The organism is Flavobacterium branchiophilum FL-15 (genome assembly GCF_000253275.1).
In the GTDB taxonomy this organism is placed as follows: domain Bacteria; phylum Bacteroidota; class Bacteroidia; order Flavobacteriales; family Flavobacteriaceae; genus Flavobacterium; species Flavobacterium branchiophilum.
This window is the reverse complement of the sequence record NC_016001.1, coordinates 2,415,948-2,441,424: the sequence shown is the minus strand read 5'-3', so window position 1 is coordinate 2,441,424 and position 25,477 is coordinate 2,415,948. Positions and strand designations below refer to the sequence as shown.

At 34.2% G+C, this 25,477-nt stretch carries 25 protein-coding genes; 4 read left to right on the top strand and 21 right to left on the bottom strand.

Going from position 1 to position 25,477, the window contains the following annotated elements; all coding sequences use genetic code 11:
- Positions 1–57: 57 nt before the first annotated feature.
- On the top strand, positions 58–930 hold the full coding sequence (gene sucD / locus FBFL15_RS10510) for a succinate--CoA ligase subunit alpha (protein ID WP_014084572.1): 873 nt from the start codon (positions 58–60) through the stop codon (positions 928–930).
- A gap of 175 nt (positions 931–1,105) precedes the next feature.
- Here sucD and FBFL15_RS10505 read toward each other — a convergent pair whose 3' ends face one another.
- The 18 genes from FBFL15_RS10505 to FBFL15_RS10420 form a co-directional block, all read right to left on the bottom strand.
- Positions 1,106–2,278 (bottom strand): cytochrome-c peroxidase, encoded by a 1,173-nt coding sequence (locus FBFL15_RS10505; protein WP_014084571.1) that lies wholly within the window; start codon positions 2,276–2,278, stop codon positions 1,106–1,108.
- A 192-nt stretch (positions 2,279–2,470) separates the two neighbouring features.
- Positions 2,471–3,109, bottom strand: a complete 639-nt coding sequence (locus FBFL15_RS10500) for an alpha/beta hydrolase (protein ID WP_014084570.1) — start codon at positions 3,107–3,109, stop codon at positions 2,471–2,473.
- Positions 3,110–3,122: 13 nt separating this feature from the next.
- On the bottom strand, positions 3,123–3,452 hold the full coding sequence (locus tag FBFL15_RS10495; RefSeq protein ID WP_014084569.1) for a membrane protein: 330 nt from the start codon (positions 3,450–3,452) through the stop codon (positions 3,123–3,125).
- Positions 3,453–3,558: 106 nt separating this feature from the next.
- Positions 3,559–4,713, bottom strand: a complete 1,155-nt coding sequence (locus FBFL15_RS10490) for an aminotransferase class V-fold PLP-dependent enzyme (RefSeq protein ID WP_014084568.1) — start codon at positions 4,711–4,713, stop codon at positions 3,559–3,561.
- A gap of 262 nt (positions 4,714–4,975) precedes the next feature.
- The gene (locus FBFL15_RS10485) at positions 4,976–5,848 is read right to left on the bottom strand and encodes an Rpn family recombination-promoting nuclease/putative transposase (protein ID WP_014084567.1); all 873 of its coding nucleotides are present in this window, start codon (positions 5,846–5,848) and stop codon (positions 4,976–4,978) included.
- Between the two features lie 61 nt (positions 5,849–5,909).
- Positions 5,910–6,758, bottom strand: coding sequence for an Rpn family recombination-promoting nuclease/putative transposase (locus FBFL15_RS10480; protein WP_014084566.1), 849 nt, complete (start codon positions 6,756–6,758; stop codon positions 5,910–5,912).
- A gap of 203 nt (positions 6,759–6,961) precedes the next feature.
- Positions 6,962–8,242 (bottom strand): argininosuccinate lyase, encoded by a 1,281-nt coding sequence (gene argH / locus FBFL15_RS10475; RefSeq protein WP_014084565.1) that lies wholly within the window; start codon positions 8,240–8,242, stop codon positions 6,962–6,964.
- A 120-nt stretch (positions 8,243–8,362) separates the two neighbouring features.
- The gene (locus FBFL15_RS10470) at positions 8,363–9,433 is read right to left on the bottom strand and encodes a M20 family metallo-hydrolase (RefSeq protein ID WP_014084564.1); all 1,071 of its coding nucleotides are present in this window, start codon (positions 9,431–9,433) and stop codon (positions 8,363–8,365) included.
- Positions 9,434–9,493: 60 nt separating this feature from the next.
- On the bottom strand, positions 9,494–10,288 hold the full coding sequence (gene argB, locus FBFL15_RS10465; RefSeq protein ID WP_014084563.1) for an acetylglutamate kinase: 795 nt from the start codon (positions 10,286–10,288) through the stop codon (positions 9,494–9,496).
- 370 nt (positions 10,289–10,658) lie between these two features.
- Positions 10,659–11,609 carry an N-acetylornithine carbamoyltransferase gene (locus FBFL15_RS10460; RefSeq protein WP_014084562.1) on the bottom strand — a complete coding sequence of 317 codons (951 nt, stop codon included), beginning with the start codon at positions 11,607–11,609 and terminating at the stop codon, positions 10,659–10,661.
- A gap of 42 nt (positions 11,610–11,651) precedes the next feature.
- Positions 11,652–12,413 (bottom strand): glutamate 5-kinase, encoded by a 762-nt coding sequence (proB, locus tag FBFL15_RS10455; protein ID WP_014084561.1) that lies wholly within the window; start codon positions 12,411–12,413, stop codon positions 11,652–11,654.
- Positions 12,414–12,553: 140 nt separating this feature from the next.
- Positions 12,554–13,750 carry a glutamate-5-semialdehyde dehydrogenase gene (locus FBFL15_RS10450; protein ID WP_014084560.1) on the bottom strand — a complete coding sequence of 399 codons (1,197 nt, stop codon included), beginning with the start codon at positions 13,748–13,750 and terminating at the stop codon, positions 12,554–12,556.
- A 71-nt stretch (positions 13,751–13,821) separates the two neighbouring features.
- Complete coding sequence (locus FBFL15_RS10445; protein ID WP_014084559.1) at positions 13,822–14,952, bottom strand: aspartate aminotransferase family protein; 1,131 nt, start codon at positions 14,950–14,952, stop codon at positions 13,822–13,824.
- 124 nt (positions 14,953–15,076) lie between these two features.
- On the bottom strand, positions 15,077–16,054 hold the full coding sequence (gene argC / locus FBFL15_RS10440) for an N-acetyl-gamma-glutamyl-phosphate reductase (protein WP_014084558.1): 978 nt from the start codon (positions 16,052–16,054) through the stop codon (positions 15,077–15,079).
- A gap of 323 nt (positions 16,055–16,377) precedes the next feature.
- Positions 16,378–17,565: an argininosuccinate synthase gene (locus FBFL15_RS10435; protein ID WP_014084557.1), complete on the bottom strand. Its 1,188-nt coding sequence runs from the start codon at positions 17,563–17,565 to the stop codon at positions 16,378–16,380.
- A 26-nt stretch (positions 17,566–17,591) separates the two neighbouring features.
- Entirely contained in the window at positions 17,592–18,209 is a 618-nt protein-coding gene (locus FBFL15_RS10430) for a GNAT family N-acetyltransferase (RefSeq protein WP_014084556.1), read from the bottom strand.
- A 730-nt stretch (positions 18,210–18,939) separates the two neighbouring features.
- Positions 18,940–19,845 carry a TIGR01777 family oxidoreductase gene (locus tag FBFL15_RS10425; protein WP_014084555.1) on the bottom strand — a complete coding sequence of 302 codons (906 nt, stop codon included), beginning with the start codon at positions 19,843–19,845 and terminating at the stop codon, positions 18,940–18,942.
- Between the two features lie 4 nt (positions 19,846–19,849).
- Positions 19,850–20,320: a DUF4442 domain-containing protein gene (locus FBFL15_RS10420; RefSeq protein ID WP_014084554.1), complete on the bottom strand. Its 471-nt coding sequence runs from the start codon at positions 20,318–20,320 to the stop codon at positions 19,850–19,852.
- Positions 20,321–20,523: 203 nt separating this feature from the next.
- On the opposite strand from FBFL15_RS10420, the gene FBFL15_RS10415 reads away from it, so the two are divergent.
- The 3 genes from FBFL15_RS10415 to FBFL15_RS10405 are packed head-to-tail and all read left to right on the top strand — an operon-like array spanning position 20,524 to position 23,343.
- A complete protein-coding gene (locus FBFL15_RS10415) occupies positions 20,524–20,856 on the top strand; it encodes a PadR family transcriptional regulator (RefSeq protein WP_014084553.1) in 333 nt (110 codons plus the stop codon).
- Positions 20,857–20,858: 2 nt separating this feature from the next.
- Positions 20,859–22,592 carry a PspC domain-containing protein gene (locus FBFL15_RS10410; protein WP_014084552.1) on the top strand — a complete coding sequence of 578 codons (1,734 nt, stop codon included), beginning with the start codon at positions 20,859–20,861 and terminating at the stop codon, positions 22,590–22,592.
- Positions 22,593–22,596: 4 nt separating this feature from the next.
- The gene (locus tag FBFL15_RS10405; protein ID WP_014084551.1) at positions 22,597–23,343 is read left to right on the top strand and encodes a head GIN domain-containing protein; all 747 of its coding nucleotides are present in this window, start codon (positions 22,597–22,599) and stop codon (positions 23,341–23,343) included.
- Between the two features lie 87 nt (positions 23,344–23,430).
- On the opposite strand, the gene FBFL15_RS10400 is transcribed toward FBFL15_RS10405, so the two are convergent.
- Genes FBFL15_RS10400 through FBFL15_RS10390 form a run of 3 tightly spaced genes read right to left on the bottom strand, consistent with a single transcriptional unit; the run spans position 23,431 to position 25,274 of the window.
- Positions 23,431–23,871 (bottom strand): DUF4268 domain-containing protein, encoded by a 441-nt coding sequence (locus FBFL15_RS10400; RefSeq protein WP_014084550.1) that lies wholly within the window; start codon positions 23,869–23,871, stop codon positions 23,431–23,433.
- 13 nt (positions 23,872–23,884) lie between these two features.
- On the bottom strand, positions 23,885–24,772 hold the full coding sequence (locus tag FBFL15_RS10395) for an OmpA family protein (RefSeq protein WP_014084549.1): 888 nt from the start codon (positions 24,770–24,772) through the stop codon (positions 23,885–23,887).
- Between the two features lie 4 nt (positions 24,773–24,776).
- The gene (locus FBFL15_RS10390; protein WP_014084548.1) at positions 24,777–25,274 is read right to left on the bottom strand and encodes a GNAT family N-acetyltransferase; all 498 of its coding nucleotides are present in this window, start codon (positions 25,272–25,274) and stop codon (positions 24,777–24,779) included.
- Positions 25,275–25,477: the final 203 nt, after the last annotated feature.

Genomic DNA, 25,477 nt, shown 5'->3' with positions numbered 1-25,477 from the left:
TAACCTTAATACCTTATTTTTGCATCATTATTCATAAAAAACAAATAAAAATATATCATGAGTGTTTTAGTAAATAAAGATTCAAAAATCATTGTGCAAGGTTTCACAGGAAGTGAAGGTACTTTTCATGCTTCGCAAATGATTGAATACGGTTCAAACGTTGTAGGTGGTGTTACACCAGGTAAAGGTGGTACTACCCATTTAGATCGTCCAGTTTTTAATACTGTAAAAGACGCAGTCGATCAAGCAGGTGCCGATACAACAATTATTTTCGTTCCACCAGCATTTGCAGCCGATGCTATTATGGAAGCAGCCGATGCAGGCATTAAAGTGATTATTGCCATTACAGAGGGAATTCCTGTTGCAGACATGATTAAGGCATACGAATTTATTAAAGATAAAAATTGTAGGTTAATTGGGCCAAACTGTCCAGGTGTAATTACACCAGAAGAAGCAAAAGTAGGAATCATGCCAGGTTTTGTTTTCAAAAAAGGTAGTGTTGGAATTGTTTCTAAATCAGGAACTTTAACTTACGAAGCTGCGGATCAAGTTGTGAAACAAGGTTTAGGAATAACTACTGCTATTGGAATTGGTGGTGATCCAATCATTGGTACAACTACTAAAGAAGCAGTAGAATTGTTGATGAACGATCCAGAAACCAATTGTATTGTAATGATTGGTGAAATTGGCGGACAGTTGGAAGCTGATGCAGCAAAATGGATCAAAGCTGATGGAAATAGAAAACCTGTTGTAGGTTTTATTGCTGGCGAAACAGCTCCAAAAGGAAGAACTATGGGACATGCGGGTGCTATTGTTGGTGGTGCAGATGATACGGCTGAAGCTAAAAAACGTATCATGAGAGAATGTGGTATTCATGTAGTAGATTCTCCAGCTGAAATTGGAAAAAAAGTAAAAGAAGTTTTAGGTTAGTTTGCTAAAAAAATTTAAATATATAAAAAGCCCGTATTCGTACGGGCTTTTTTGATTCTAAAACAGGTCAAATACACGAATAAAAAAAGCGGCATTATTTGATGCCGCTTTTTTTATATCAAAAATATTTTATATGTATATTAGGTATTATTATATATTTAAAATATATTTTAGGTTAAAAAGGATTAGACCATTTCGGGTCTGTATAAACATTGTTACCTGAAAGCGTTTTTAGGAATGCAACAACGGCTTGTACTTCAGTTGCCGTAACATTTAATTTTTGTCCAACACCATTTGGTTTCAATCGAGGGTCTAAATTGGTATTGCCTGGAGGTGTGTTTATGGTACCATAATGACCAATTGCAGCATTTAGCGTAGTGATTACTCCTGTGTGCATCATTGGCGAATTTGGGTTACCAGCTTGGTTAACCAAATCTCGTAACGAAGGTGCTCTGGTATTGGTCAAATCCAAAACATTACTGCCAATTGTTCCTACTATTCCATTGTTTTTAGTGTTGGGATCTATGTCAAATTCTGGTGCTGCATGGCAACCTGCACAACCAAAACCGCCACTTGTTCTGGTACTTGTAGCATCAAAAACGGGAGGTGTAAGAAATATGTTTTTACCCAGATTTTCTTGAGTTGTAAAATTTGGAAAATTCTGGCCATCATTGGCAACTAATGCTCTGCCTGCATCATATTTTGAGTCAAAGGATTGGATACTTTTGATAAATTGTGCTAATGCCAATTGTATTTTGGATTCCGTAATGGTTTCAGATCCATATACAAATTTAAAGAGTTCTTTATAATAGCCAATGTTTTGCAGTTTTGCAATTACAGTAGCCATAGTGCCATCGCCATTGGTGCCACTAAATCCCATTTCGATATGATTTTGAATCGGTTGCGTAGTTTGAATTTCTAATGAAGAAGCACGCTCGTCCCAAAAAAACTTGGTTTCGTTGGCAAATCGTGTATTGATAAGTCGCATGGCATGGCGACCCGTAGTACCATTTACACCAACACTTGCTACTACTGGATCTGAAAAAGCATTGGCCTGAATATGACAACTGGCACATGAAATGGTATTGTTTGAAGATAAATTTTTGTCATAAAATAAAACCCGACCCAGAGTAGCTCCTTTGTCAGTTATCGGATTGCCACCAACATTGTTTTTAGTAATATAGGCAGGAACAGTTTGATTGGCATAATTGTATAAATTGGTCAAGTCAATTTTGTTTCCAAAAGCAGCTTTTACATTTGGATAGGTTTCTACTTCTTGATAATCTTCACTTTTATTACAGGAGCATAAAATATGAAAAATGGGTATGAGCAATAAAATTTTTTTCATCTTGTTGGGTTTTAAAAGTTTAGCCATCGTTATTAATTAATATTAAAATGATTTTACAAATTTAACAATAAACGGTTAAAAACGATAAATATTGTATTTTTTTTTAAATATATTTTTTAAAAACTCATAAAATTTTATTAAAAAAGCAAAATTTTATCAAATGAAGTTATTAAGATGACTTGGTAAAAGGTATTATTCGATTAACCAATTTTTAAAATCATAAAAATTTTGAGGCGAAACACCATGACCAATAGGGTATTCTTTATATACATGATGAATATGTAGTGTGTCTAAAAAAGGGCCTGCTTTTCTGGCCCATTCCACTGGTATTACCTGATCTACAGTTCCGTGTGAATGAAAAATACTCAAATGGCTAAAGTCATGAGTATCAAATCCTTCTAAAAATGTATCGCTGATCATGTAGCCACTCATGGCTACAACTTTTTTAATTTTTTGTGGATAAGATAGGGCTATTGCATAGCTCAAAATAGCCCCTTGGCTAAAACCAATCAAATTGACATCGTGTTTGTCTATAGCAAACAGTTTGAACAATTCGTCTAAAAAAGTTACAATTAAGTCTCTCGACTGTTTGGCCTGTTCGATGTCGGAAAACTTATTTTCGTCTGCATCAAAATTGATGGCATACCAAGCATAACTTCCATATTGTAACGAATATGGAGCTTGAACAGATACTACATAATAATGGTCTGGCAATTCATTAGCAAACGAAAATAAATCGTGCTCGTTACTTCCATAACCATGAAGCAACAATAATAGGGGATTTTTTTCTAATTTTATTTTGGGTTCTCTAACTAGGTATTGTAATGACATAATTAAATATGATTTAACTGATGGTTTTTAAATATTTTTGAAATAAATCTCCAACAATAGGCATTGGTTTTGTAGATCCATTTACCGCACTAAACATCCCGTAAACCCACAATACAGAAATTCCGATCCACATTGACATTGTGATATAAACAGAACCAAAATTACTTACTAGGAGCCCTAATGAAATAAATAATATTGATATACCTAAAGCCTGTCTGATGTGAAATGAAGCAAATGAATTTTTATTTTCTGAATTCATAGACATCGCTATAAAAACTCCAACTATAAATATATAACTTATAATGGCCCTATTTTTACCAGATTCGATCGTACTTTTTTCCATAAAATTTCGTGTTTAATTCCGTTTGGAATTTGTGTAAATATAAAAATTATGACCCAACGTTGTTGCAAAATTTACAACAGTTATTCCATAACATCATTCCAAAGATTTATAATAATTCTGATTTTTTATTTTTTATATCGAGCAATGCTGATTTAAGTTTTTCTAAATCATCAATTGTATTATACACATTAATAGAATATCTAATATAATTTTGATCATTCAAATTCATAATAGGAATTTCAATTTGATACTCGTTATACAACATTTCTTTTAACACCATCGGTTGTTTGGTTTGTATAGGTACACTGGCCATTTGTCCTAAAAATGTATTGTTTACTGGACATAAAGGAGAAGTATCTAATAGTTGGCAAATGGAATGGTATTGGTCCAAAACCAATTGTTTGGCAGCAGTTTGTTGTTCTAAATAGTTGGCTTGAGTTACAAATTCAATTGCTGTTGGCACACTCAAAAAAGCAGCAATATCGCGTGTGCCTTGGATTTCGTGCAAATCTAAAAAAGGATTTGAACTAGGCATAACACTTTCGTAACCCCAACTAACGATTAAAGGGTCTAAATTTTTTTGAAATTTTTTATTTACATATAAAAAAGAGCTGCCTTTTGGAGCCAAAAGCCATTTGTGAGTGGTTCCGGTATAAAAATCAGGGTCTAAATCTTTGATATCCAAATCAATATGACCTGGTACATGTGCACCATCAACAATAGTTATCAAACCAAGTGATTTGGCTTTTGCAATGATTTCTTTGACAGGAAATAGCAAAGCCGTTGCACTCGACATTTGATTGATAAAAACAACTTTAGTTTTTGGAGTATAACCTTTCCAAAACTCTTCTACTATTTGTTCTTGACTTACAATTGGTAATGAAATGGGTTGTCTAACATATTTTACACCCGTTTTTTTGCAATAATAGTGCCATGTTCTATCCATTGCACCATATTCGTGATTGGTTGTTAAAATTTCGTCTCCCGCTTGTAAATTCAAGTTTCGCATGACAACATTTATGGCAAATGTTGGGTTTTGAGTAAAAAAGAAATCGTCTGCCTCGCAATTAATATAGGCGGCTAATGCGTTTTTTGCTTGGTTTAAATAAATGGCTTGTTTTTTTTGTAAAAACTGAACGGGTTCTTTTTCTAATTCCAATTGCCAAAACTGATAATTTTCAAAAACGGGTTTTGGACAAGCTCCGAACGAGCCATGGTTTAAGAATGTAATATCAGGATTTAATAAAAATTGTGATTTCATTGTTGTGATGTTTTGAAAAATTTGATGCTACTTGCAAGCTCCTTTATGAAAAACTAGAGACAATGTTTAAAGTAAATTGACGCTTCAAAAGTAATAAAAAATTAATTTCTTTTGGATTTTTTTACCAATACTTTATAGAAAATGACTTCAATGAATCTTCAATTTGCATTTATTGTCATTGGAATTATATTTTTTTTAATTCATTGTTGGTAACTTGCACCATAAAACGATCAATACACAAACTTCATTAGAAGTGCTTTTCTTATAATTTTTCGATTTCTTCTTTAGAAAGTCCCGTTGCTTCTATAATTAAGTCAATAGAAATGCCTAGTTTTTTCAAAGATTTAGCTGTCTCTAGTTTGCCTTCTAAAATTCCTTCAAGCTTCCCTTCAAGCTTCCCTTCAAGCTTCCCTTCGTCAAAAGCGGTGTCGATAACGCCCTTTAAGTCGCGGTAATTTTTCAGGCTGTCTTCATATTTCATCAGTTCGTTTGGACCATATTTGGCTATTTCTGCTTTTTCAAATGCTTTATAAAAAATAGCATCGTTAAAAATAGTTGGAATAGATTGAAAGTCTTCCAAATGTTTGATAAAATACAACCATTGCTCAATTCTGGTTTTCAAATCGGCTTCTTTTGTATCAAAATTTGGCATTTCGAGATAAATGTAAGTCAATTTATCATAAAATGTTTTTCCGTTTTGATTTTTGAGTTTTATAGTGTGAATTACTTCGCTTTTTTCGGGCTCAGTTTCATAATCATCAAAGGTAAAATCGAGAATACCAATGCAATAAACTGCTTTCAAATTGTAGTTCCATTCGCCTCTTTCTGCCTGTTCCTGTATGGGAAATGTGGAGTAATAAATGGTTCTTTCTTTAAAATAATTTTGCTTTGCTTTTTGTAATTCGACTATAAATTTTTCGCCATTTTCGTTTTCGCAATAGATATCATAAATGGCTTTTCTGTCAAATTCTGTTTGTCCAAGTTGTTCAATATTTTTAAAAGAAAGGCTTACAATTTTGTCGTTTTTGGGCAATAGGGCATTCAGAAAGTCAAGCAACAACGGTTTGCTTGCTTCCTCTCCGAATATTTTTTTAAATCCAAAATCTGTAAATGGATTGATGTACTTTGCCTTCATTTTCAATATTTTTATAACAAAAATATAATATATTTTTGATTCCTGAATGATCGTTGTTTTCTTATAATTTTTCGATTTCTTGTTTAGAAAGTCCCGTTGCTTCTATAATTAAGTCAATAGAAATGCCTAGTTTTTTCAAAGATTTAGCTGTCTCTAGTTTTCCTTCTAAAATTCCTTCAATTTTTCCTTCGTCAAAAGCGGTGTCTATAACGCCCTTTAAGTCACGGTAATTTTTCAGGCTGTCTTCATATTTCATCAGTTCGTTTGGACCATATTTGGCTATTTCTGCTTTTTCAAATGCTTTATGAAAAACATCATCGTTAAAAATAGTTGGAATAGATTGAAAGTCTTCTAAATGTTTGATAAAATACAACCATTGCTCAATTCTGGTTTTTAATTCGGCTTCTTTTGTGTCAAAATTTGGCATTTCGAGATAAATGTAAGTCAATTTATCATAAAATGTTTTTCCGTTTTGATTTTTGAGTTTTATAGTGTGAATTACTTCGCTTTTTTCGGGCTCGGTTTCATAATCATCAAAGGTAAAATCCAGAATACCAATGCAATAAACTGCTTTCAAATTGTAGTTCCATTCGCCTCTTTCTGCCTGTTCCTGTATGGGAAAAGTGGAGTAATAAATGGTTCTTTCTTTAAAATAATTTTGCTTTGCTTTTTGTAATTCGACTATAAATTTTTCGCCATTTTCGTTTTCGCAATAGATATCATAAATGGCTTTTCTGTCAAATTCTGTTTGTCCAAGTTGTTCAATATTTTTGAAAGAAAGGCTTATAATTTTGTCGTTTTCGGGCAAAAGGGCATTCAGAAAGTCAAGCAACAACGGTTTGCTTGCTTCCTCTCCGAATATTTTTTTAAATCCAAAATCTGTAAATGGATTGATGTACTTTGCCTTCATTTCAATATTTTTATAACAAAAATACAATTTAATCTTCAATTTGCATGTATTGTCATTAAAATTTTATTTTTTTTAATTCATGGTTGGTGTTTAACAACAAGAAACTTTACACACTTTTTTAGGTGGGTATCTTTGATGTTGAAAGTTATTGTGGGAGTGGGGCAAAAAAAAACTGTCATTGTGTTTGACAGTTTTTTTTGGAGTTATAATGCCGCTTCCATTTTGTTTTTGATGTCTTGAAGACACAGGTTGTTGATGCTGCCTTCGTGGGTGTGTTTGGTGGCTTTTGGCGATTGGTACGTGCCATTTTCGAGTTGTTCGGCAACGGTTTTATAGGCGTCTCTGAACGGGATTCCGGCTACGACCATTTCGTTGAGGGTGTCCACTGTAAAGAGGTAGTCGTATTTTGAATCGGCAAGGATATGGTTTTTTACTTGTATGTCTTTGATGGCAAAATGTGCCATGTCTAAGCAGGCCTTGAGGGTTTGAATGGATGGAAACAAGCCTTCTTTTAATAATTGCAAATCGCGGTGGTAGCCGCTGGGCAGGTTGTTTGTAATGAGTGTTATTTCGTAGGGTAGTGCTTGAATTTTGTTGCATTTGCCACGGATGAGTTCAAATACATCGGGGTTTTTTTTGTGAGGCATGATGCTGGAACCTGTAGTTAGGTGTGGAGGTAGGCTGATGAAATCAAAATTTTGGCTCATATAAAGGCATACGTCCATGGCCAGTTTTGAGAGTGTTGCAGCAATGCTACTCATGGCAAAAGCGATTGTTTTTTCGGCTTTGCCACGGCTCATTTGAGCGGCTACGGCATTGAATTTTAGTGTTGCAAAACCCAGTTGTGTGGTAGTAAAAGTGCGGTTTATGGGGAAGGAGCTTCCATATCCGGCGGCAGAACCAAGAGGGTTTTGATCGACAATTTTATTGGCTGCTTGTAGCATTGTCATGTCGTCGATGAGGCTTTCGGCATAGGCAGCAAACCATAATCCGAAGGACGACGGCATGGCAATTTGTAGGTGGGTGTATCCTGGTAGGAGTACGTTTTGGTGTTGGTCTGCACGTTGCATGAGCAGGTCGAAAAGGTTTTTGACTTGTGTTTTGAGGTATTGTATTTCGTCTTTGAGATAGAGGTGTACATCTACAAGTACTTGGTCGTTTCGGGAGCGGGCGGTGTGAATTTTTTTACCTGCGTCGCCTAGTTTTTTTGTGAGTAGGTATTCTATTTTAGAATGTACGTCTTCGAAGGAGTCTTCAATTTGGAAGTTGCCTTGTTGGATATCGGATATGATTTCGAGGAGTGCAGCTTCGAGGTTTGAGGATTCGGTGGAGGTGAGTAATCCAATTTGTTGTAGCATTTTGGCGTGTGCAATAGAGCCCATGGCATCGTATTTGGCCAGTACTAAATCGAGTTCACGGTCGTTGCCAACGGTAAATTGTTCAATTTGTTTGTCGGTTGGTATTCCTTTTTCCCAGAGTTTCATGTTGATTGAAATTAGATGTTGATTTATATTTTGACTAGCCCCGATAGAAGTGGAAATCCTTTTGTGGGCAGGGTTTGCCCACAAAAGATTGCAACGGATAGCGGGATAAGCTCCTGAAAATTAAAGGGTTAAATAATTGGTTAGGATGTTGATATACAAAGGTATGGCTTGTTGAATTTCGGAGAGCAAAATGAATTCGTTTGCGGTGTGAGAACGAAGGGATAAGCCGGGTCCGAGTTTGAGTGATTGGCAGGATAGTACCGATTGGTCTGATAGGGTGGGGGAGCCATAAGTGGATCTGCCGAGGGCAATGCCTGCTTGAACGAGCTTGTGGTTGCTATTGATAGCCGAGGCGTTGAGGTGCATGGAACGTGGGGCTATGTTTGCGGTAACGTGCTGTTTTACAATATCTAAGACTTGTTGGTTGGTGTATTTGTCGTTTACACGAATGTCTATAACGAGGTGGCATGCTGCGGGAACCACGTTGTGTTGTTTGCCTGCATTGATTTGTGTAACGGTCATTTTGACGGGGCCTAAAACATCTGAAACTTTGTCGAATTGGAAGTTTTGAAACCATTGGATGGTTTTGATGCTGTTGTATATGGGGTTGTCGTTGTTGGTATGTGCGGCATGGCTAGCGGTTCCGGGCACGATGACATCGAGCACCAAGAGGCCTTTTTCGGCAATGGCAAGTTGCATTTCTGTGGGTTCGCCCACAATGGCACAATCGAGTTCGGGTAGGTGTTTGAGTACGCTGTTTAGCCCATTTTTGCCGCTGCTTTCTTCCTCGGCAGAGCATACGATGACCAAGTTGTGCGACAGGTTTTGATGGTTGTAAAAGTAAGTAAAAGTGGCCATTAGCGATACCAAACAGCCACCTGCATCGTTGCTACCAAGGCCAAAAAGTTGGTCGTTTTGTACAATGGCTTTAAAGGGGTCGAGGGTGTAGCCTTGGTTGGGTTTTACGGTGTCGTGGTGCGAATTGAGTAAAAACGTGGGTTTTGAGGGGTTAAAATGTTGGTTGAAAGCCCAAATATTGTTGTTTTCTCTTTGAAAAGGGATGCTATTTGTGGTAAACCAATTTTCGATTAACAAAGCAGTTTGGTCTTCTTGGCTAGAAAACGAAGGGGTTTCAATGAGATTTTTGAGTAGCTCAATGGCTTCGTTTGTAAGGGTTTGTATTGTTTTCATGCTTGATATTTTTATAAAAATTGGTGTGCTATTGATTTTTTGTGTTTAAAAAACAGAATTTTATAGGGCAATGGTGGTGTGTTTGTTATTGGGATGATGCAACATGTGGTGGTGGCCTATTTTGATGGATTTGACACCCTTTGAAAGGCAATGGAAGCAGTTGTCGAGTTTTGGAATCATGCCAGAATGGATGGTTTTTTGGTTTTTGAGGCTTTGATACAAACTGGCATTGATGGATTCGATAACCGAATGATCGTCTTCAGCATTGAGCAACACTCCTGGTTTTTCAAAACAGTAAGTTAATGTTACTTCATATATTTCGGACAATGCAATGGCGAGTTCTGCAGCAATTGTATCGGCATTGGTGTTGAGTAATTGTCCTTTTCCGTTGTGTGTAATGGCACAAAAAACGGGCGTAATATTGTTGGTAATCAGTGTGTTGAGTAGCTGGGTGTTTACTTTAACGACATCGCCTACAAAACCAAAATCGATAGTGGGGTGATTTCGTTTTTCGGACAAAATGGTGTTGCCATCGGCACCCGAAAATCCGATGGCATTGGTGTTTTGTGCTTGTAACTGGGCTACTATATTTTTGTTGATTTGTCCTGCATATACTCCCACAACGACATCAAGCATGGCCGCATCTGTAATGCGACGTCCTTCTACCATTTGGGGTACAAGCCCCATAGACTGGGCTAATTTTGTAGCCGATTTGCCACCTCCATGAACGATTATTTTTTGGCCTTTTATGGTAGCAAAATCAGTTAGAAAATGCGCTAATTCAACGGGATTGTCTATAATATTTCCGCCAATTTTTACGATAGTCAGCGGGGTTTTTGGGGTATTTGAGTTCATTGTTTTATATTGATTTATTGAAAAAGATTGAAAGATTAAAAGATTAAAAAGATTGAAAGATTAAAAGATTAAAAAGATTGAAAGATTAAAAGATTAAAAGATTGAAAGATTGAAAAGATTGAAAGATTGAAAGATTAAAAGATTGAAAATTTGAAAGATTTAAAAAATTTAAAGTATAATTTTAACCTTTAACCTCTAACTTCTAACCTCTAACCTCTAACTTCTAACTTCTAACTTCTAATTTCTAACTTCTAATTTCTAACCTCTAACTTCTAACCTCTAACTTCTAATTTCTAACCTCTAACTTCTAACCTCTAACTTCTAATTTCTAACTTCTAATTTCTAACCTCTAATTTCTTTCTTCTTTCTTCTAACTTCTAACTTCCTTTAATATTTTTTGTAATACCAATTGGGCGGCAAAGGTGCGGTTGTTGGCTTGTTCGATAACGATGGCATTGTTGCTGTCGAGGACTTCGTCGGCTACAATTACATTTCGGCGAACGGGCAGACAGTGCATGAATTTGGCATTATTGGTAAGTTTCATTTTTTCGGCATTGATGGTCCAGCTGGGATCTGAATTTGTAATTTTACCATAGTCGGTAAAATTGCTCCAGTTTTTTGCATAAATAAAATCGGCATTTTCAAAGGCTTTGTTTTGGTTGTATTCTATGGTTGCATTTTTGGTAATAGATGGGTCTAGTTCGTAGCCTTCGGGGTGTGTAATAACAAAATCAGCCTCTTGAAGCAGCATCATTTCTACAAACGAATTGGGCACGGCTTGAGGCAATGCTTTTGGATGAGGTGCCCATGAGAGGACTACTTTTGGTTTGTGTTTGGTTTTGTGTTCAGCCATTGTAATGGCATCTGCAAGGGATTGAAGCGGGTGTCCAGTGGCACTTTCCATATTGACAATGGGTACGGTGGCATATTTTAAAAACCCCGACATAACAGTTTCGGCTTGGTCTTTTTCTTTGTCCACCAAACCTGCAAATGCTCTAATGGCAATAATATCACAATATTGCGATACGACTTCGGCCGCTTCTTTGATGTGTTCCGAAGCCCCTTGGTTCATGATGGCTCCGTCTTCAAACTCGAGTGTCCAACCTTCGTTATTAAAATTCATTACAATAACATTCATACCCAAATTGAGTGCCGCCTTTTGAGTGCTCAATCGGGTTCGTAAACTCGGGTTGAAAAACAACATTCCGAGGGTTTTATTTTTGCCTAATTTTTTATTTTTAAGTGGGTTTTTCTTTATTTTTAGTGCCTCTTTTACCCATTGCTCGAGATTGTTTATTTGTTGTATAGTTGTGAAATTCATGGGAGTTGTGTTTTATTTTTAAATTATTTTAGGAAAACTGTTTTATATTATTTTTGTAAAATTAATTTCATTATTTAAAGCTTTTATGATAAAATTATCTTCCAATCCGTTAACAATCCATGTTTCGATATGGGCTGCTTTTGCAATGGCTGTGGCATCAATTTTCGATTGCATCCCACCCGTGCCATGAGTCGATTTGCTGTCGCCTACCTCTTGTTGCAGGAGGCTTAAATCTGTAACAATTTTGATGGTTTCAGGTATGGAGTGGTTTATGGATTTTTTAGTATAAATTCCATTGGTATTGGTGGCAATGATCAATAAATCGGCTTGCAACAAAACGGCAGTTAGGGCGGCCAACTTGTCGTTGTCGCCAAACTTGATTTCGTCTGTGGCAACGGTGTCATTTTCGTTTATAATTGGAATATAATTATTTTGTACCAAAACATTTATCGTATTGACGATGTTGGTTTTAGATTGTTTTTTTTCAAAATCAGAATAAGAAAGCAAACATTGAGAAATATGTAGTCCTAAATCGCTAAAATTTTCATGATAAATTCGCATCAAATGGGGCTGGCCAATAGAGGCTAATGCTTGTTTTACAAAAACATCTTTGTCATTGTTGTCTAGCTTTACAAATTGTTTGGCTGCAGCAATGGCCCCCGAACTTACAATAATAAATTCAAAATCGTTTTGCAAAGCGGCAATTTGAACGCCAATATCCTCGATTTTACCTCTCGATATATGGTTGCTTTCTTTGGTAAGCGTGTTGCTACCAATTTTTAATAAAATTCTTTTCTTAGACATTGTTGTTGTGTTGTTGAAATTTGGTTTACAAAGCGATTTGATTAAAAAAATGCTTTAAACCCTGTATTGATTATTGAAAAATTTTGAGCATCATTAAATGAATATCCATTTCAAATGTCAATAAATTAAAAATGAGCACATTACCTAATTTGACCGTTGCCATAAACATACCATTTATTAGTAACCAAATGTTGTAACCCAATTGGGCCACGTTGGTGTAATTTATCGGTGCTGATCGCCAATTCGCCTCCCAATCCAAACTGACCACCATCTGTAAATCGTGTCGAAGCATTATGATAAACAGCTGCACAATCTATTGCGGCCATAAATGTAGTGGCTTCGGCTGTATTTTTTGTAACAATGCTGGCCGAATGTCCTCCACAATATTGATTGATTTTTGAAATGGCTTCGTCGAGGTCATCTACCAATCCGATAGCTATTTTATAATCCAAAAACTCTTCATACCAAATGTTTTCCTCTTCAATTGGATACACATTTGTAAGATTTACACAATCAGCATCGCCCAAAATTTGGACATCAAATGATTGTAAAGACAAAACCAATTGCTGCATAAAATCTTTTAGCTCGGGTAAATTTCTGTTTATCAGTACTTTATCCAAAGCATTGCAAACAGAAATGTTAGAGGTTTTACCATTGATAATGATAGAAAGGGCCTTTTCTAAATCGGCAAATTGCGAAATATATATAAAATTATTGCCTCTACCGCTTACAATTACGGGGCAAGTGGCATGTTTTTTTGTAAAGGCTATTAAATTTTCGCCACCTCTAGGAACTATTAAATCAATTTTTTCAGTTGGTTTTTCCAAAAAAGCTTGCGTTGCTGCTCTATTCATGTTCAAATATTGAACCCATTGCTTGTCTATACCATGAGTTTGAAGGGCTTCGTGCCAAAGGGCTACAATTTTCATATTGGATTGTAAGGATTCTTTTCCTCCTTTGAGCAAAATTTTATTACCCGATTTGAAAGCAATACCACCTGCTTCGACTGTTACATCGGGTCTGGATTCATAAATGATTAAAACCGTTCCAAAAGCGGCCGTTTTGTTGCTAATTTGCAAACCATTTTCGTGTACAAAATGAAATTGCTCTACACCCACGGGGTCATCTTGAACAGCCAATTGTTTCAATGACAAAATCATACCGTCTATTTTAGCATCGTTTACCAATAACCGTTTTTCCATGGCCAAATCACCTCCTAAATATTGATCCAAGTCTTGTTGATTGATCCACTTCAATTCCGCTCTATCCCTTTCTAACAAAATCGACATGGTAGCTAAAACAGCATTTCGATCTTCAATAGGTAATATTTTATTCATTTTTTTAATTATTTAATATCAATTATCAATTAACCACCAACTATCAACCACCAACCACCAACCATTTAAAATTACATTTCTAAAACTTCTTTCAAGGCAATGATAAAAGTATCTACGGCTTCTTTGGTGATGGTTAAAGGCGGTAGAATTCGTAATAAATTTTTGTTATTGGCATTTCCTGTAAAAATATGTTTTTCTAATATTAATTTTTTACGTAATTCGCTTACATCAAAATCAAATTCGGCACCCAACATCAATCCTTTGCCTTTTATTTTTTTTACTTCAGGAATTTGTTTGAGGGCTTCAACAAAATAAGGAGATATGTTATTTACATTGTCTATTAAATCATGTTTTTCTATAACATCCAGTACAGCAATTCCGGCAGCACAGGCCAAATGACTACCCCCAAAAGTGGTACCCAATAGTCCATAACTTGCTTTGAATTTGGGAGAAATTAATATACCTCCAATAGGAAAACCATTGCCCATACCTTTTGCAATTGGAATAATATCGGCCAAAACACCATGATGTTGATGGGCAAAAAACTGTCCACTTCTACCATATCCTGATTGTACTTCGTCAATAATCAAAGCACAATTGTGTTGGTTACATAATTTTTCCAAATCTTTAAAAAAAGCAGTTGTTCCCTCGTCTAAACCTCCAACTCCTTGAATTCCTTCAATTATTACAGCACAAACATCGCCTTTTTCCAATTCGGTAGCTAGCAATTCGACGTCATTTAGGGGTAAAATAGTTACTATTTGTTGGGCATTTATTGGAGCTACAATTTTTGGATTGTCTGTTGCTGCTACTGCCGCCGATGTGCGCCCGTGAAATGAATTTTTGAAAGCAATAACTCTTTTTTTGCCATTGTGAAATGAGGCTAATTTTAAAGCATTCTCATTGGCTTCGGCACCAGAGCTACATAAGAATAGACTGTAATTATCGTAACCCGATAGTTGCCCTAACTTGGCTGCCAATGCTACTTGCAATGGATTTTGAATGGCATTGGAATAAAAACCAATTTGATCCAATTGGTTTTTGAGCATGGCTACATAATCGTCTTGACCATGACCAATAGAAATGACACCATGCCCCCCATAAAAATCGAGATAAGCTGTGCCATTTTCGTCATAAATTGTAAAATCCTTCGCTTTTACGGGGGTTATAGGATATAATGGATAAACATCAAATAAGTTCATTTATTTTTAATTTTGTATTATTTTTTTAATTTTTTTCTTCAGGTTGTAAGGCTGGTTTGCTCGTTTTTTTTTAAATTATAATGTAAGTAAAGTTCAAATAGCATGCTTTCAAAAAGCAGCTCTTTTAAAACCCGCTTGGTTTTAATTTTAGCCCCATGGTTTCCTCTAATCCAAACATCAAATTCATGTTTTCTATAGCCTGACCAGATGCACCTTTGCTTAAATTATCAATAATAGACGTTAATAGTACATAATCGCCGTGTTTTTTTATACTTATGATACACTTGTTGGTTTGTACTACTTGTTTTAAATTAATGTCTGTTTGTGTAACCGTTACAAAAGGTTCACTTTGATAATAGTCGGAATAAATTTCATATAATTCCGTTATAGTTTTGTCTGATTTTGTATATAAAGTTGCAAATATACCTCGTGCAAAGTCGCCTCTATTGGGTATAAATAACAATTCTTTATTAAAAAGTTGTTGAAATTGTTTCAAACTTTGTTTGATTTCGCCCAAATGTTGGTGAGTAAATGCTTTGTAATGCGACATGTTATTGGCCCTCCAACTAAAATGGGTAGTGTCTGACGGGCTTACACCAGCACCCGTGCTTCCTGTTGTAGCATTGATATGTACATCGGCTTGCAACAAATGTTTTTGTGCCAAAGGCAACAATGCCAACTGAATTGCCGTAGCAAAACATCCTGGATTTGCTATATAATGAGCTTCTTTTATCTGTTTTCTATTCAATTCGGGCAACCCATATACAAATTGTTTTTCTTGGAAAATGGCATCGGCAGCCAAACGAAAATCATTTCCCAAATCGATAATTTTAGTATGATTTGCAAAAGTATGAGCTTCCAGAAAAGCCTTTGATTTGCCATGACCTAAACATAAAAAAACGACATTTACATTTGGATTGATTTGATTTGTGAAATTCATTTCAATATCGCCCAATACATCTTGATGGGCCACAGACAAAGACTTGCCGGCATTTGTAGTGCTATAAACAAAATCGATTGTAGCCTGTGGATGAAACATCAAAATACGGATAAGCTCCCCAGCCGTATATCCAGAACCACCTATTATTCCTACATTTATCATAATTATATTTTTATTAAAAAAATTTAAAGATTGAAAAGATTTAAAAATTTAAAGATTTAAAGATTGAAAAATTTAAAAATTTAAATTATAATTTTAACCTCTAACCTTTAACCTTTAACCTCTAACTTTTAACCATCAACCATCAACCATCAACCATCAACCATCAACCATCAACCATCAACCATCAACCATCAACCATCAACCATCAACCATCAACCATCAACCATCAACCATCAACCACCAACCATCAACCATCAACCACCAACCATCAACCACCAACCATCAACCACCAACCATCAACCATTAACCTCCCTTTATGATTCTCATTTTAAATGATTTACCGTCGAAAAAATATTTTGAGCATTGCCTAAAATTTTAATAAAACCTTTTGCATCATCCGATGTCCAAGCGTTGTTCATTTCACCGTACTGACCAAATCCTGTATTCATCAAATCATTAGGCGATTCAATTCCATTGAGCGAAAAATGATAGGGTTTTAAAGAAACAGTTACAGTACCGTTTACGGTTTGTTGTGTATCTGTCAAAAAAGTTTCAATATTTCGCATCACAGGGTCTAAAAATTGCCCTTCGTGAAACAATATCCCATACCAATTACCTAATTGTTCTTTCCAATATTGTTGCCATTTGCCCAAAGTATGTTTTTCGAGTAAATGATGTGCTTTGATGATGATTAAAGGGGCAGCAGCTTCAAAGCCCACTCTTCCTTTGATGCCTATAATCGTATCGCCCACATGAATATCTCTACCTATTGCAAAGGCACTTGCTATTTTTTCTAATGCCACAATATTATTAGACGGCTTGTCAAATTGATGGTTTAGTCCTACGAGTTCCCCTTTTTCAAAATGAAGTGTTACTTGCTCTTCGTCAGTTCTTTGCAACTGCGAAGGATAGGCTTCACTTGGCAAAGCCTGATTTGATGTTAATGTTTCTTTGCCACCCACACTCGTTCCCCAAAGGCCTTTGTTGATAGAATATTGAGCTTTTTCCCACGAATATGAAACACCCTTAGCTTGTAAGTAAGCAACTTCCTCTTGCCTAGATAATTTTAAATCACGGATAGGGGTAATGATTTCAATTTCTGGTGCAATAGTCTGAAAAATCAAATCAAATCGAATTTGATCATTACCAGCGCCCGTGCTCCCATGTGCAATAGCAGATGCCCCCACTTTTTTAGCATACTGTATGGCCTCTATTGCTTGAAAAACCCTCTCGGCACTTACAGATAGGGGGTAGGTATTGTTTTTTAATACATTTCCAAAAATCAAATATTTTATAGCTTTGTCGTAATATTCGTCCAAAATGGTTAAATTAACATGCTTGGCCGACCCTAATTCGTAAGCTCTTTTTTCAATAGCTTCCAATTCGTTTGCATCAAATCCGCCAGTGTTTACCAATACGGTGTGTACTTCAAAACCTTGGTCGTCTTTTAAATATTTCAAACAATAGGAGGTATCCAATCCTCCGCTATATGCTAAAACTACTTTTTTCATTTGTATATATTTATGTTGTGTTGTTATTATTTTTTTAAGAAAAGGGCTTGTTTTATCGATTTTAATCGATTTAAAATCTTAATATTAAATGGATGTTTTGGTGGATCTTTTGGTTTTTCTTTTGGATCATACAACATTCCTGTGCAAAGACACATTTTATTGTCTTTACTTTTCAAAATTTCATAATTGGTACAAGTTTGACATCCTTTCCAAAAACTGGGATCGGTGGTTAGTTCTGAAAATGGAACTGGCTTGTAACCTAAATCCGAATTAATTTTCATCACCGCCAATCCTGTGGTGATACCAAAAATTTTGGCCTCGGGATATTTCTCTAATGAATAATCAAATACTTTAGTTTTAATTTTTTTGGCCAAACCTAAATTCCGATAATCAGGATGTACTATCAAGCCAGAATGGGCTACAAATTTGCCATGTTCCCAGCTTTCGATATAGCAAAAACCTGCAAACTGCCCTTCCACTAATGCTATTATAGCATCATGTTGTATCATTTTTTTTTGTATATATTCGGGTGTTCGTTTTGCAATGCCTGTACCTCTTAGTTTTGCTGAGGTTTCTATGGTGTCGCAAATTTCTTGGGCAAACTGAAAATGTTCTTCTTGGGCTACTATGATTTTAAGATTCATTTTAAGATGTCGATTTATATGTTGGTTGTTGGAAATTTGAATTGTTTTGCCTTGATGATTTGGGGCCATAACAAACAACTAAAATGTATTTTAACAATACTTTTAGTGTGGTTTATTGTAGATAAAAATCTTTTGGAAATTTGAAAAAAATTCAAAACAAATAAAATAAAAGGATTAAAAAAGCTAAAACTATTGGGTTAGAGTACTACAACAAGAGTACCCTTACTTCGGGCGAAGCAATCAAAGTTTTCCTTAATGCAAAAGGAGTAATATGTGCATTTCTTTTTTTCATCGGGTGCGAAATTACAACATTTATTTTTATATAAAAATGATTTCTAAATTTCTAACAAATTTTTGTGTAAATGTTGTTTTTTTGAATCAAAAAATAGGAGTTATTCATTTTACCCCCTTTTTTTTATGATATGGCCACATTTTTCTTGAACTCCTGATTTTTTTTCTATTTCATTTATAAAAAAAAGGTCACATAGTTTTGAAAATAGTTGCAAGAATAGTAAAATTTATTTATTGAAAAATATTTTATAAAAAAATAGAACTCAATATTTATTTGTAATGTTTTACTAGTATTTTAATTTAGATAATAATTAAATTTATGATTATAATATAAAATAATTAGCTTATTTTGTATAATTAAGGTATTTTTATAATTTTTATGTAAATATGTATATAATTTTTAAGAATTGTATTTGTTTTATTTCAAAATGATTCTAAATTATTTCAAAATATCTACTAAGGCAGCATGTATTGTTGGAAACCGAAACTGAAATCCAGCTTTTTGAATTTTCTCAGAACTGATGTTTTTGTTGTTAAATAAAAGTTCGTGCATGTCGCCTAAAATCAATTTCATAAACCATTTTGGAATATTGGGCAGCCAAATTCTTTTGTTTAAAATTTGGGCAATAGTATTGTTTTGTACTTTGTTGCTTACAACTTCTGGAGCTACTGCATGATAAACACCGCTCAAATGATGTGTCAAAACAAAATAATACAATTGCGTCAAATCATCTATATGGATCCACGATTGTTGTTGGTTACCGTCTCCAAAATGAGCTCCTAAACCATTTTTTATGGGTTTCAATATTTCAGGAAGGGCACCGCCTTGTTTTGCATAAACCACTCCAGTTCTAATTTTAGACACTATAATTTGATTTTTACTAAAAACATCTACATTTTCTTCCCATTTTTGTACAACATCGCTTAAAAAACCTGTCGCTTTTTCAGTACTACCCTCATAATAAATGTTTTGATCATCGTCTGGATAAATGGCCGTTCCTGATGCTGCAATAATGTGTTTGATATGATTGGTTTTTTTATTCAATCCTTTGTATAGCAATTGTGTACTTGCTACTCGGCTATTTAAAATCTCTTTTTTATAATGCTGGGTCCACCTTTTGGCAATACTTGCACCCGCCAAATGGATGATCGCATCTACATCATTAAAACAACTATCATCTATTTTGCCATATTTTAAATTCCAAAAATATCCCTTCAAATGGGGTTCATCTTTAATTTTATTTACAGAAGTAGTCAAAAAATTAACTTGATGGCCTTTTTCCAATAACAATTCTGTTAGTTTTTGTCCAATTAAACCTGTAGCACCTGTTAGTAATACTTTCATTTACTTATTTTTTTGGTTTGAATACTTTCAATTTTACGGTCCATTCAAAATCCATTTCCGACACTTGTTGCCCTTTTTCGTCTGTGCCAATAGACTTGAGCCAAACCGTTTGTCCTGTTTGAGTAGCAATGGCTTGTGCAATGGTTTGTTCTACCTTTAATCCTTCAGAACAACAAAATTGGATGCGACCAACCGCTTTTTTTGTAAATGTTGCTTTGTTATTGGCTACCAACATAGAGATGGGCTGCCCTGATTTTTCTATACTCGACATTACTAATGCACCCGTGGAGAGTTCTGCAGCCATGGCTTGAACAGCAAAATACAAAGATTGAAATGGGTTTTGATTGATCCAGCGGTGTTTTACGGTTGTAATACATTGTTGATTGTCAATATGTTTGAGTCGAACACCACTAAAAAAAGCACTTGGAAGTTTTAAGGCCAAAAATAAATTGATTTTGGAAGCTTTACTGAGCATGTCTTTAATTTTTTGTAAAATTAAGGTTTATTTTTCAATTGACAAACAATCAACAATAGTTAAATAAATGTTAAATTTAAGTACTATGCAAAACAAGATACTGTTTTTTAGCCGTATCTTTGCATAAGAAATTAATAGGCATACTATTGTTGCTCTGTTTTTATCATCATCAATCAAAAATCGAATAGTAAAAAAACAAATTTATGAACATTGAAAACACAAAAGCTCAAATGAGAAAAGGAGTTTTGGAGTTTTGCATTTTATCCGTATTGAAGGAAAAAGATGCTTACACATCCGAAATTTTGGATACACTCAAAACAGCAAAATTATTAGTTGTAGAAGGCACCGTGTACCCGCTTTTAACCCGCTTGAAAAACGATGGTTTACTTACCTACAGATGGGAAGAAAGTAGCTCTGGACCACCTCGAAAATATTATGGACTTACAGAAGAAGGTCAGATATTTTTGAATGAATTAACCGGTACATGGACAGAATTATCCGATGCCGTAAACTTAATAACCCATAAAAAACTTTAGCCATGAACAAAACAGTAAACATTAATTTAGGAGGATTTTTTTACCATATAGACGAAGATGCTTATCAAAAATTAAGTAGGTATTTTGATGCCATCAAACGGTCTTTAAAAAATTCTAATGGACAAGACGAAATCATCAAAGACATTGAACTTAGGGTTTCTGAATTGTTTTCTGAAAAACAAAAATCAGACAAGCATGTTATTGGTTTGAAAGAAGTGGACGAAGTTATTGCTGTAATGGGACAACCAGAAGATTACAGAATAGACGATGAACAATCTGAAAATCAACAAACTGGATTTGCATTTACCAATATAAATGGCGATAAAACAAGGCTAAAAAAATTGTATCGAGACAAAGATCATGCCATGGTAGGGGGTGTTTTAGCAGGTTTGGGGCATTATTTTGGTGTTGATAAATCTTGGTTCAGACTGATATTTTTATGTATGATTTCTTTTTATGGCACTGGTTTTTTGGTATATATTATACTTTGGATTGTTATTCCTGAAGCTGTAACTACTACCGAAAAATTAGAAATGACCGGAGAACCCGTTACTATTTCTAATATTGAAAAAAAAGTACGTCAGGAATTTGAAAATGTTTCTCATACTTTTTCAGATTTTCAAGAAAAAAATAAAATAAAAAATCAAAATTTTACCAATTCTTTGGGTGATTTCATCCTTACATTATTAAATATTTTTCTTAAATTTATTGGAGGGATGTTAATATTTACAGGATTTGTAACAATTGTTGCATTGCTAATTGGTGTTTTTACTTTAGGAAATATACATAATATTCAATTTCCTTGGACAACATTTATCGAAACGGGCAATTATGATTATCCTATTTGGACATTTGGTTTAACCATGTTTTTTGTGGTGGGCATCCCGTTTTTTGTCTTGATTTTATTGGGTTTAAAACTGGTATCTCCTAGTTCAAAATCTATCGGGAATATAGCCAAAAATACGTTATTGGCCATTTGGATTTTGTCTCTCACTTTTGCCATTGCCGTTGGTGTACAACAAATTGGTGCCTACTCGAATGAAGGTAGAGTGGTCAAAAAACAAAACATTTCTTTGCAACCCAATGATACACTGCAAATTAAATTTAGATACAACGAAAATTTTGCAAACGATATCCAACAGAATGAATTAAATATTACCGAAGATTCTTTAAAAAACAAAATTATTTTTAGCAACAATGTTCATTTTGAAATAAAAAAGTCTAACGATAAAATGGTTTATATTCAAATTGAAAAACAAGCCAACGGCAGTTCATTGTCGGATGCCAAACAACGGGCAGAACGGATCAATTATGGATTTAAAATGGAAGGAAATCAAATATGGTTGGATAATTATTTGACAACAAATTTAGACAACAAATTTAGAGATCAAGAAGTTAATATCATTTTATATGTTCCAAAAGGACTAATATTTAAAGTAGATGAAAATGTAAAAGAGTATGACGAATCTGACAACGATTTCTTTAATTTGCATTATTCTTCTTCCGATTATATTTATAAAGTTGGCAAATCCAAAGTATTTTGCACCAACTGTCCAGATGATGAAAATGACTATGATGATGTAAACTATGACGAAGATTTAGACGAAATGGCCATACCCGAGGTAAACATCAACGAAAAGGAAATCAACATCAAAACCGATACGATTTCTAATACGAAAGGCGATTTAAAAGAATTGAAAATCAGCAAAGACGGCATCATAATCAAAACCAAATAGCCTTATGACACGAATATTTTTAATAATCACACGTTGGGTTTTAGCCTTTTTTTTAGCCATACTGTTTTCAAATTGTCATGAAGGAAAAACATTTAAAGCAAGTGGCAAAATCAAAACAGAAACTAGAAAAGTAAAAGAAAATTTTACAAATATTGAAGTTAGTAATGCCATTCAGTTGGTTATTGTGCAGAGCAAGCAACAACGAATTATCGTAACATCTGACGAAAATATGCTTCAAAACATACGAACGGTAGTTAAGGGCGATGTTTTAAAAGTATATATTTCAGACAAAATTTATATAAAAAACAATAAATTACCTATAAAAGTGATGGTTTATATTGAAAAATTAGAAGCAATTGAGGCCAATGCGGCAAGTAATGTAACCACACAAAACCAAATTGTTACATCAAATTTTTCGTTGGAAGCCTCGAGTGCCGCAAATGTTAAAATGGATATTCAATCAGAAAATGTCAATGTCAATGTGTCGAGTGCCGCAATTGTCAATATAAGAGGCTTGGCACTGCATTTAGAAACTACGGCATCTAGCGGTGGTGTTTTTGAAGGTAACAGACTGAAAGTGAATGATATAGAAGCAGAAGCATCGAGCAGAGGGCATGTAGAAGTATATCCTATTTTAAATTTGGACGCCAACGTTTCGAGTGGTGGAAGCATTGATTATTATCATAATCCTAAAACCATCGATATTGAAAAAAATTCAGGGGGCAACATAGCCAACAGAGCTTCTGAATAATAAATTTTTACATATAATAGTTATAAATAGTACATTTCCCAGCAATTTACAAATCATGGATTTATTTATTGTTGGGAAATGTTGTTTTTAGTTGTCATCAATATCTTTGATAAATTCATCATATTCGGCAAAAAACAGTTCAAAAGCCGACATTTTTTCATTAAAAAAATCAAATATCTCGTCCCAATGCTGTCTATTTGAAATAGAAATAGGACTTTTTTCTATCCAAATTCTAGAAATTGTCTTACCATTATCTAATATATAATTTTTTTCATAAACTAAATCTCGAATAAATTCTTCTTCTAAAATATGTTGAAGTGCTTTTATTTTGTCAAAATACTGTAATCTTTTAGATTCATTTCTGTGTTCAATGTCTATTAAAACTTGAACTTTTTTGTTTTCGCCCAAAAACTTAAATGAAAAATCTTTTATTTTAGTATCATACAAAAGCCATTTTCTTGGGTATTTTTGAGCAAATGCAATCCAAAATTCTTGTTTAAGTCGTTGGTTTTCTTGTTTAGAATACATATCAAAAGGGCTTTTACGGTCTATTGTCTAAAATTTCTATTTCAACTCGTCTATTGGCAGCCCGCTCTGTTTCATGGGTTTCGGGTATGCTAAATATTGGTTTGGTACTTCCAAATCCTTTGTAAGACAATTGCGATTTTGGAATATTATTTGCTACTAAAAATTGATAAATAGCCTTTGCTCGCTGTGTAGATAAATCTTGTTTGTCCGATGGCATGCAGCAAATATGTCCTTGAATTTCAATTTTGAGTTGCGGATTATTTTGTAATACAAATAGTATTTCATATAATTTTACCCTAGATTCATTTACAACTGCAAAGGTATTGATAATAAAATTCAAATTTTCTATTTTAAGTTTTTCACCCACTTGTGCTTCATTTATTTTTTTCATAAACAAAGTGTCCATTGCCATTTCGGTTTTGCTGCCATTGGGGTTTTCAAACATTAATTTTTCTGGAAATTGTATTTTTTTCTTAATCAATGGGACCTCTTCTTTTTTAATGCCCAAAATATCATTTTCTTTATCTAAATCTTTTGCCAAAATATAATACAAGGTTACCCGTCTGTTTTGGGCCTTGATTTTGGACAATTGATGCAGTTTTCCAAAATTTCGGGTTTTAAAATCGGCTCTAAATTTTATTTTGGATTGCATATATTGGTACACAAAGTCAATTCGTTTTTGGGCTAATGTGTCATTCAAACCCGTGCTGCCATCTTCGTCGCAAAAGCCATTGGCACCAACAATTTTAACCTCATGGTTTTGTTGCATCCAAGTATCTAATTTTTTGATTTCTAACACATTAAGCTTATATTGATTGCTATCAAAATATACCGAAAACGATTCTTGAGCGTGCACCACAACGCCAAAACACATCCACATGAAACACAAAATTTTTTTCATTGTTTTAAATTTTTTTCTCCATAATATAATCTTCCATCAAATAACCTTGCCCAATTTCTAAATCGTATTCCTTTGTAATTTCAAATCCTTGTTTTTTGTAAAACAAAACAGCTTGATTGTATTTATTAACGTTCAAATGCAAACCAATATTATGTTGTTGTAAGGCTTCATTTGTAATGTAAGTTAGCAATTCTTGCCCTATTCCTTTTCCCTGACAATTAGGCAGTAAATACAGTTTATGAATACGGGTTTTTTGGGTGTTTTGATAATCAAATTCATAAGACCCAAATCCCAAACATTGTTCCCCTTCATAAGCTAAAACAAAATGATGATTTTTATTTAAAATATTGTCTGTTAATGTTTTATCATTATAAAATGCGTCCAACATAAATGCAATTTGGGCTTTTGAAATGATATTTTGATAAGTCGATGGCCAAGTTTTATAAGCAATATCTTGTATTATTTTTATATCTTGACGGTTGGCTTTTTGTAGCGTAATCATATTGTATTACTATTGAAAAAAGGTTTCTAACAGTTGAAAAAAGCTAGAAACCTTATAAGAATATTAGGATGTTTTTATTAAAAGGCTATATTATATAAAAAAATAGCCATTTTAATGAATATATTTTGGGTGTTTCCAAGGGTCGGACTATATGTTACAAACAACGTTCACTGAACTCCAAAAGAAATATAATAATGTGCAAT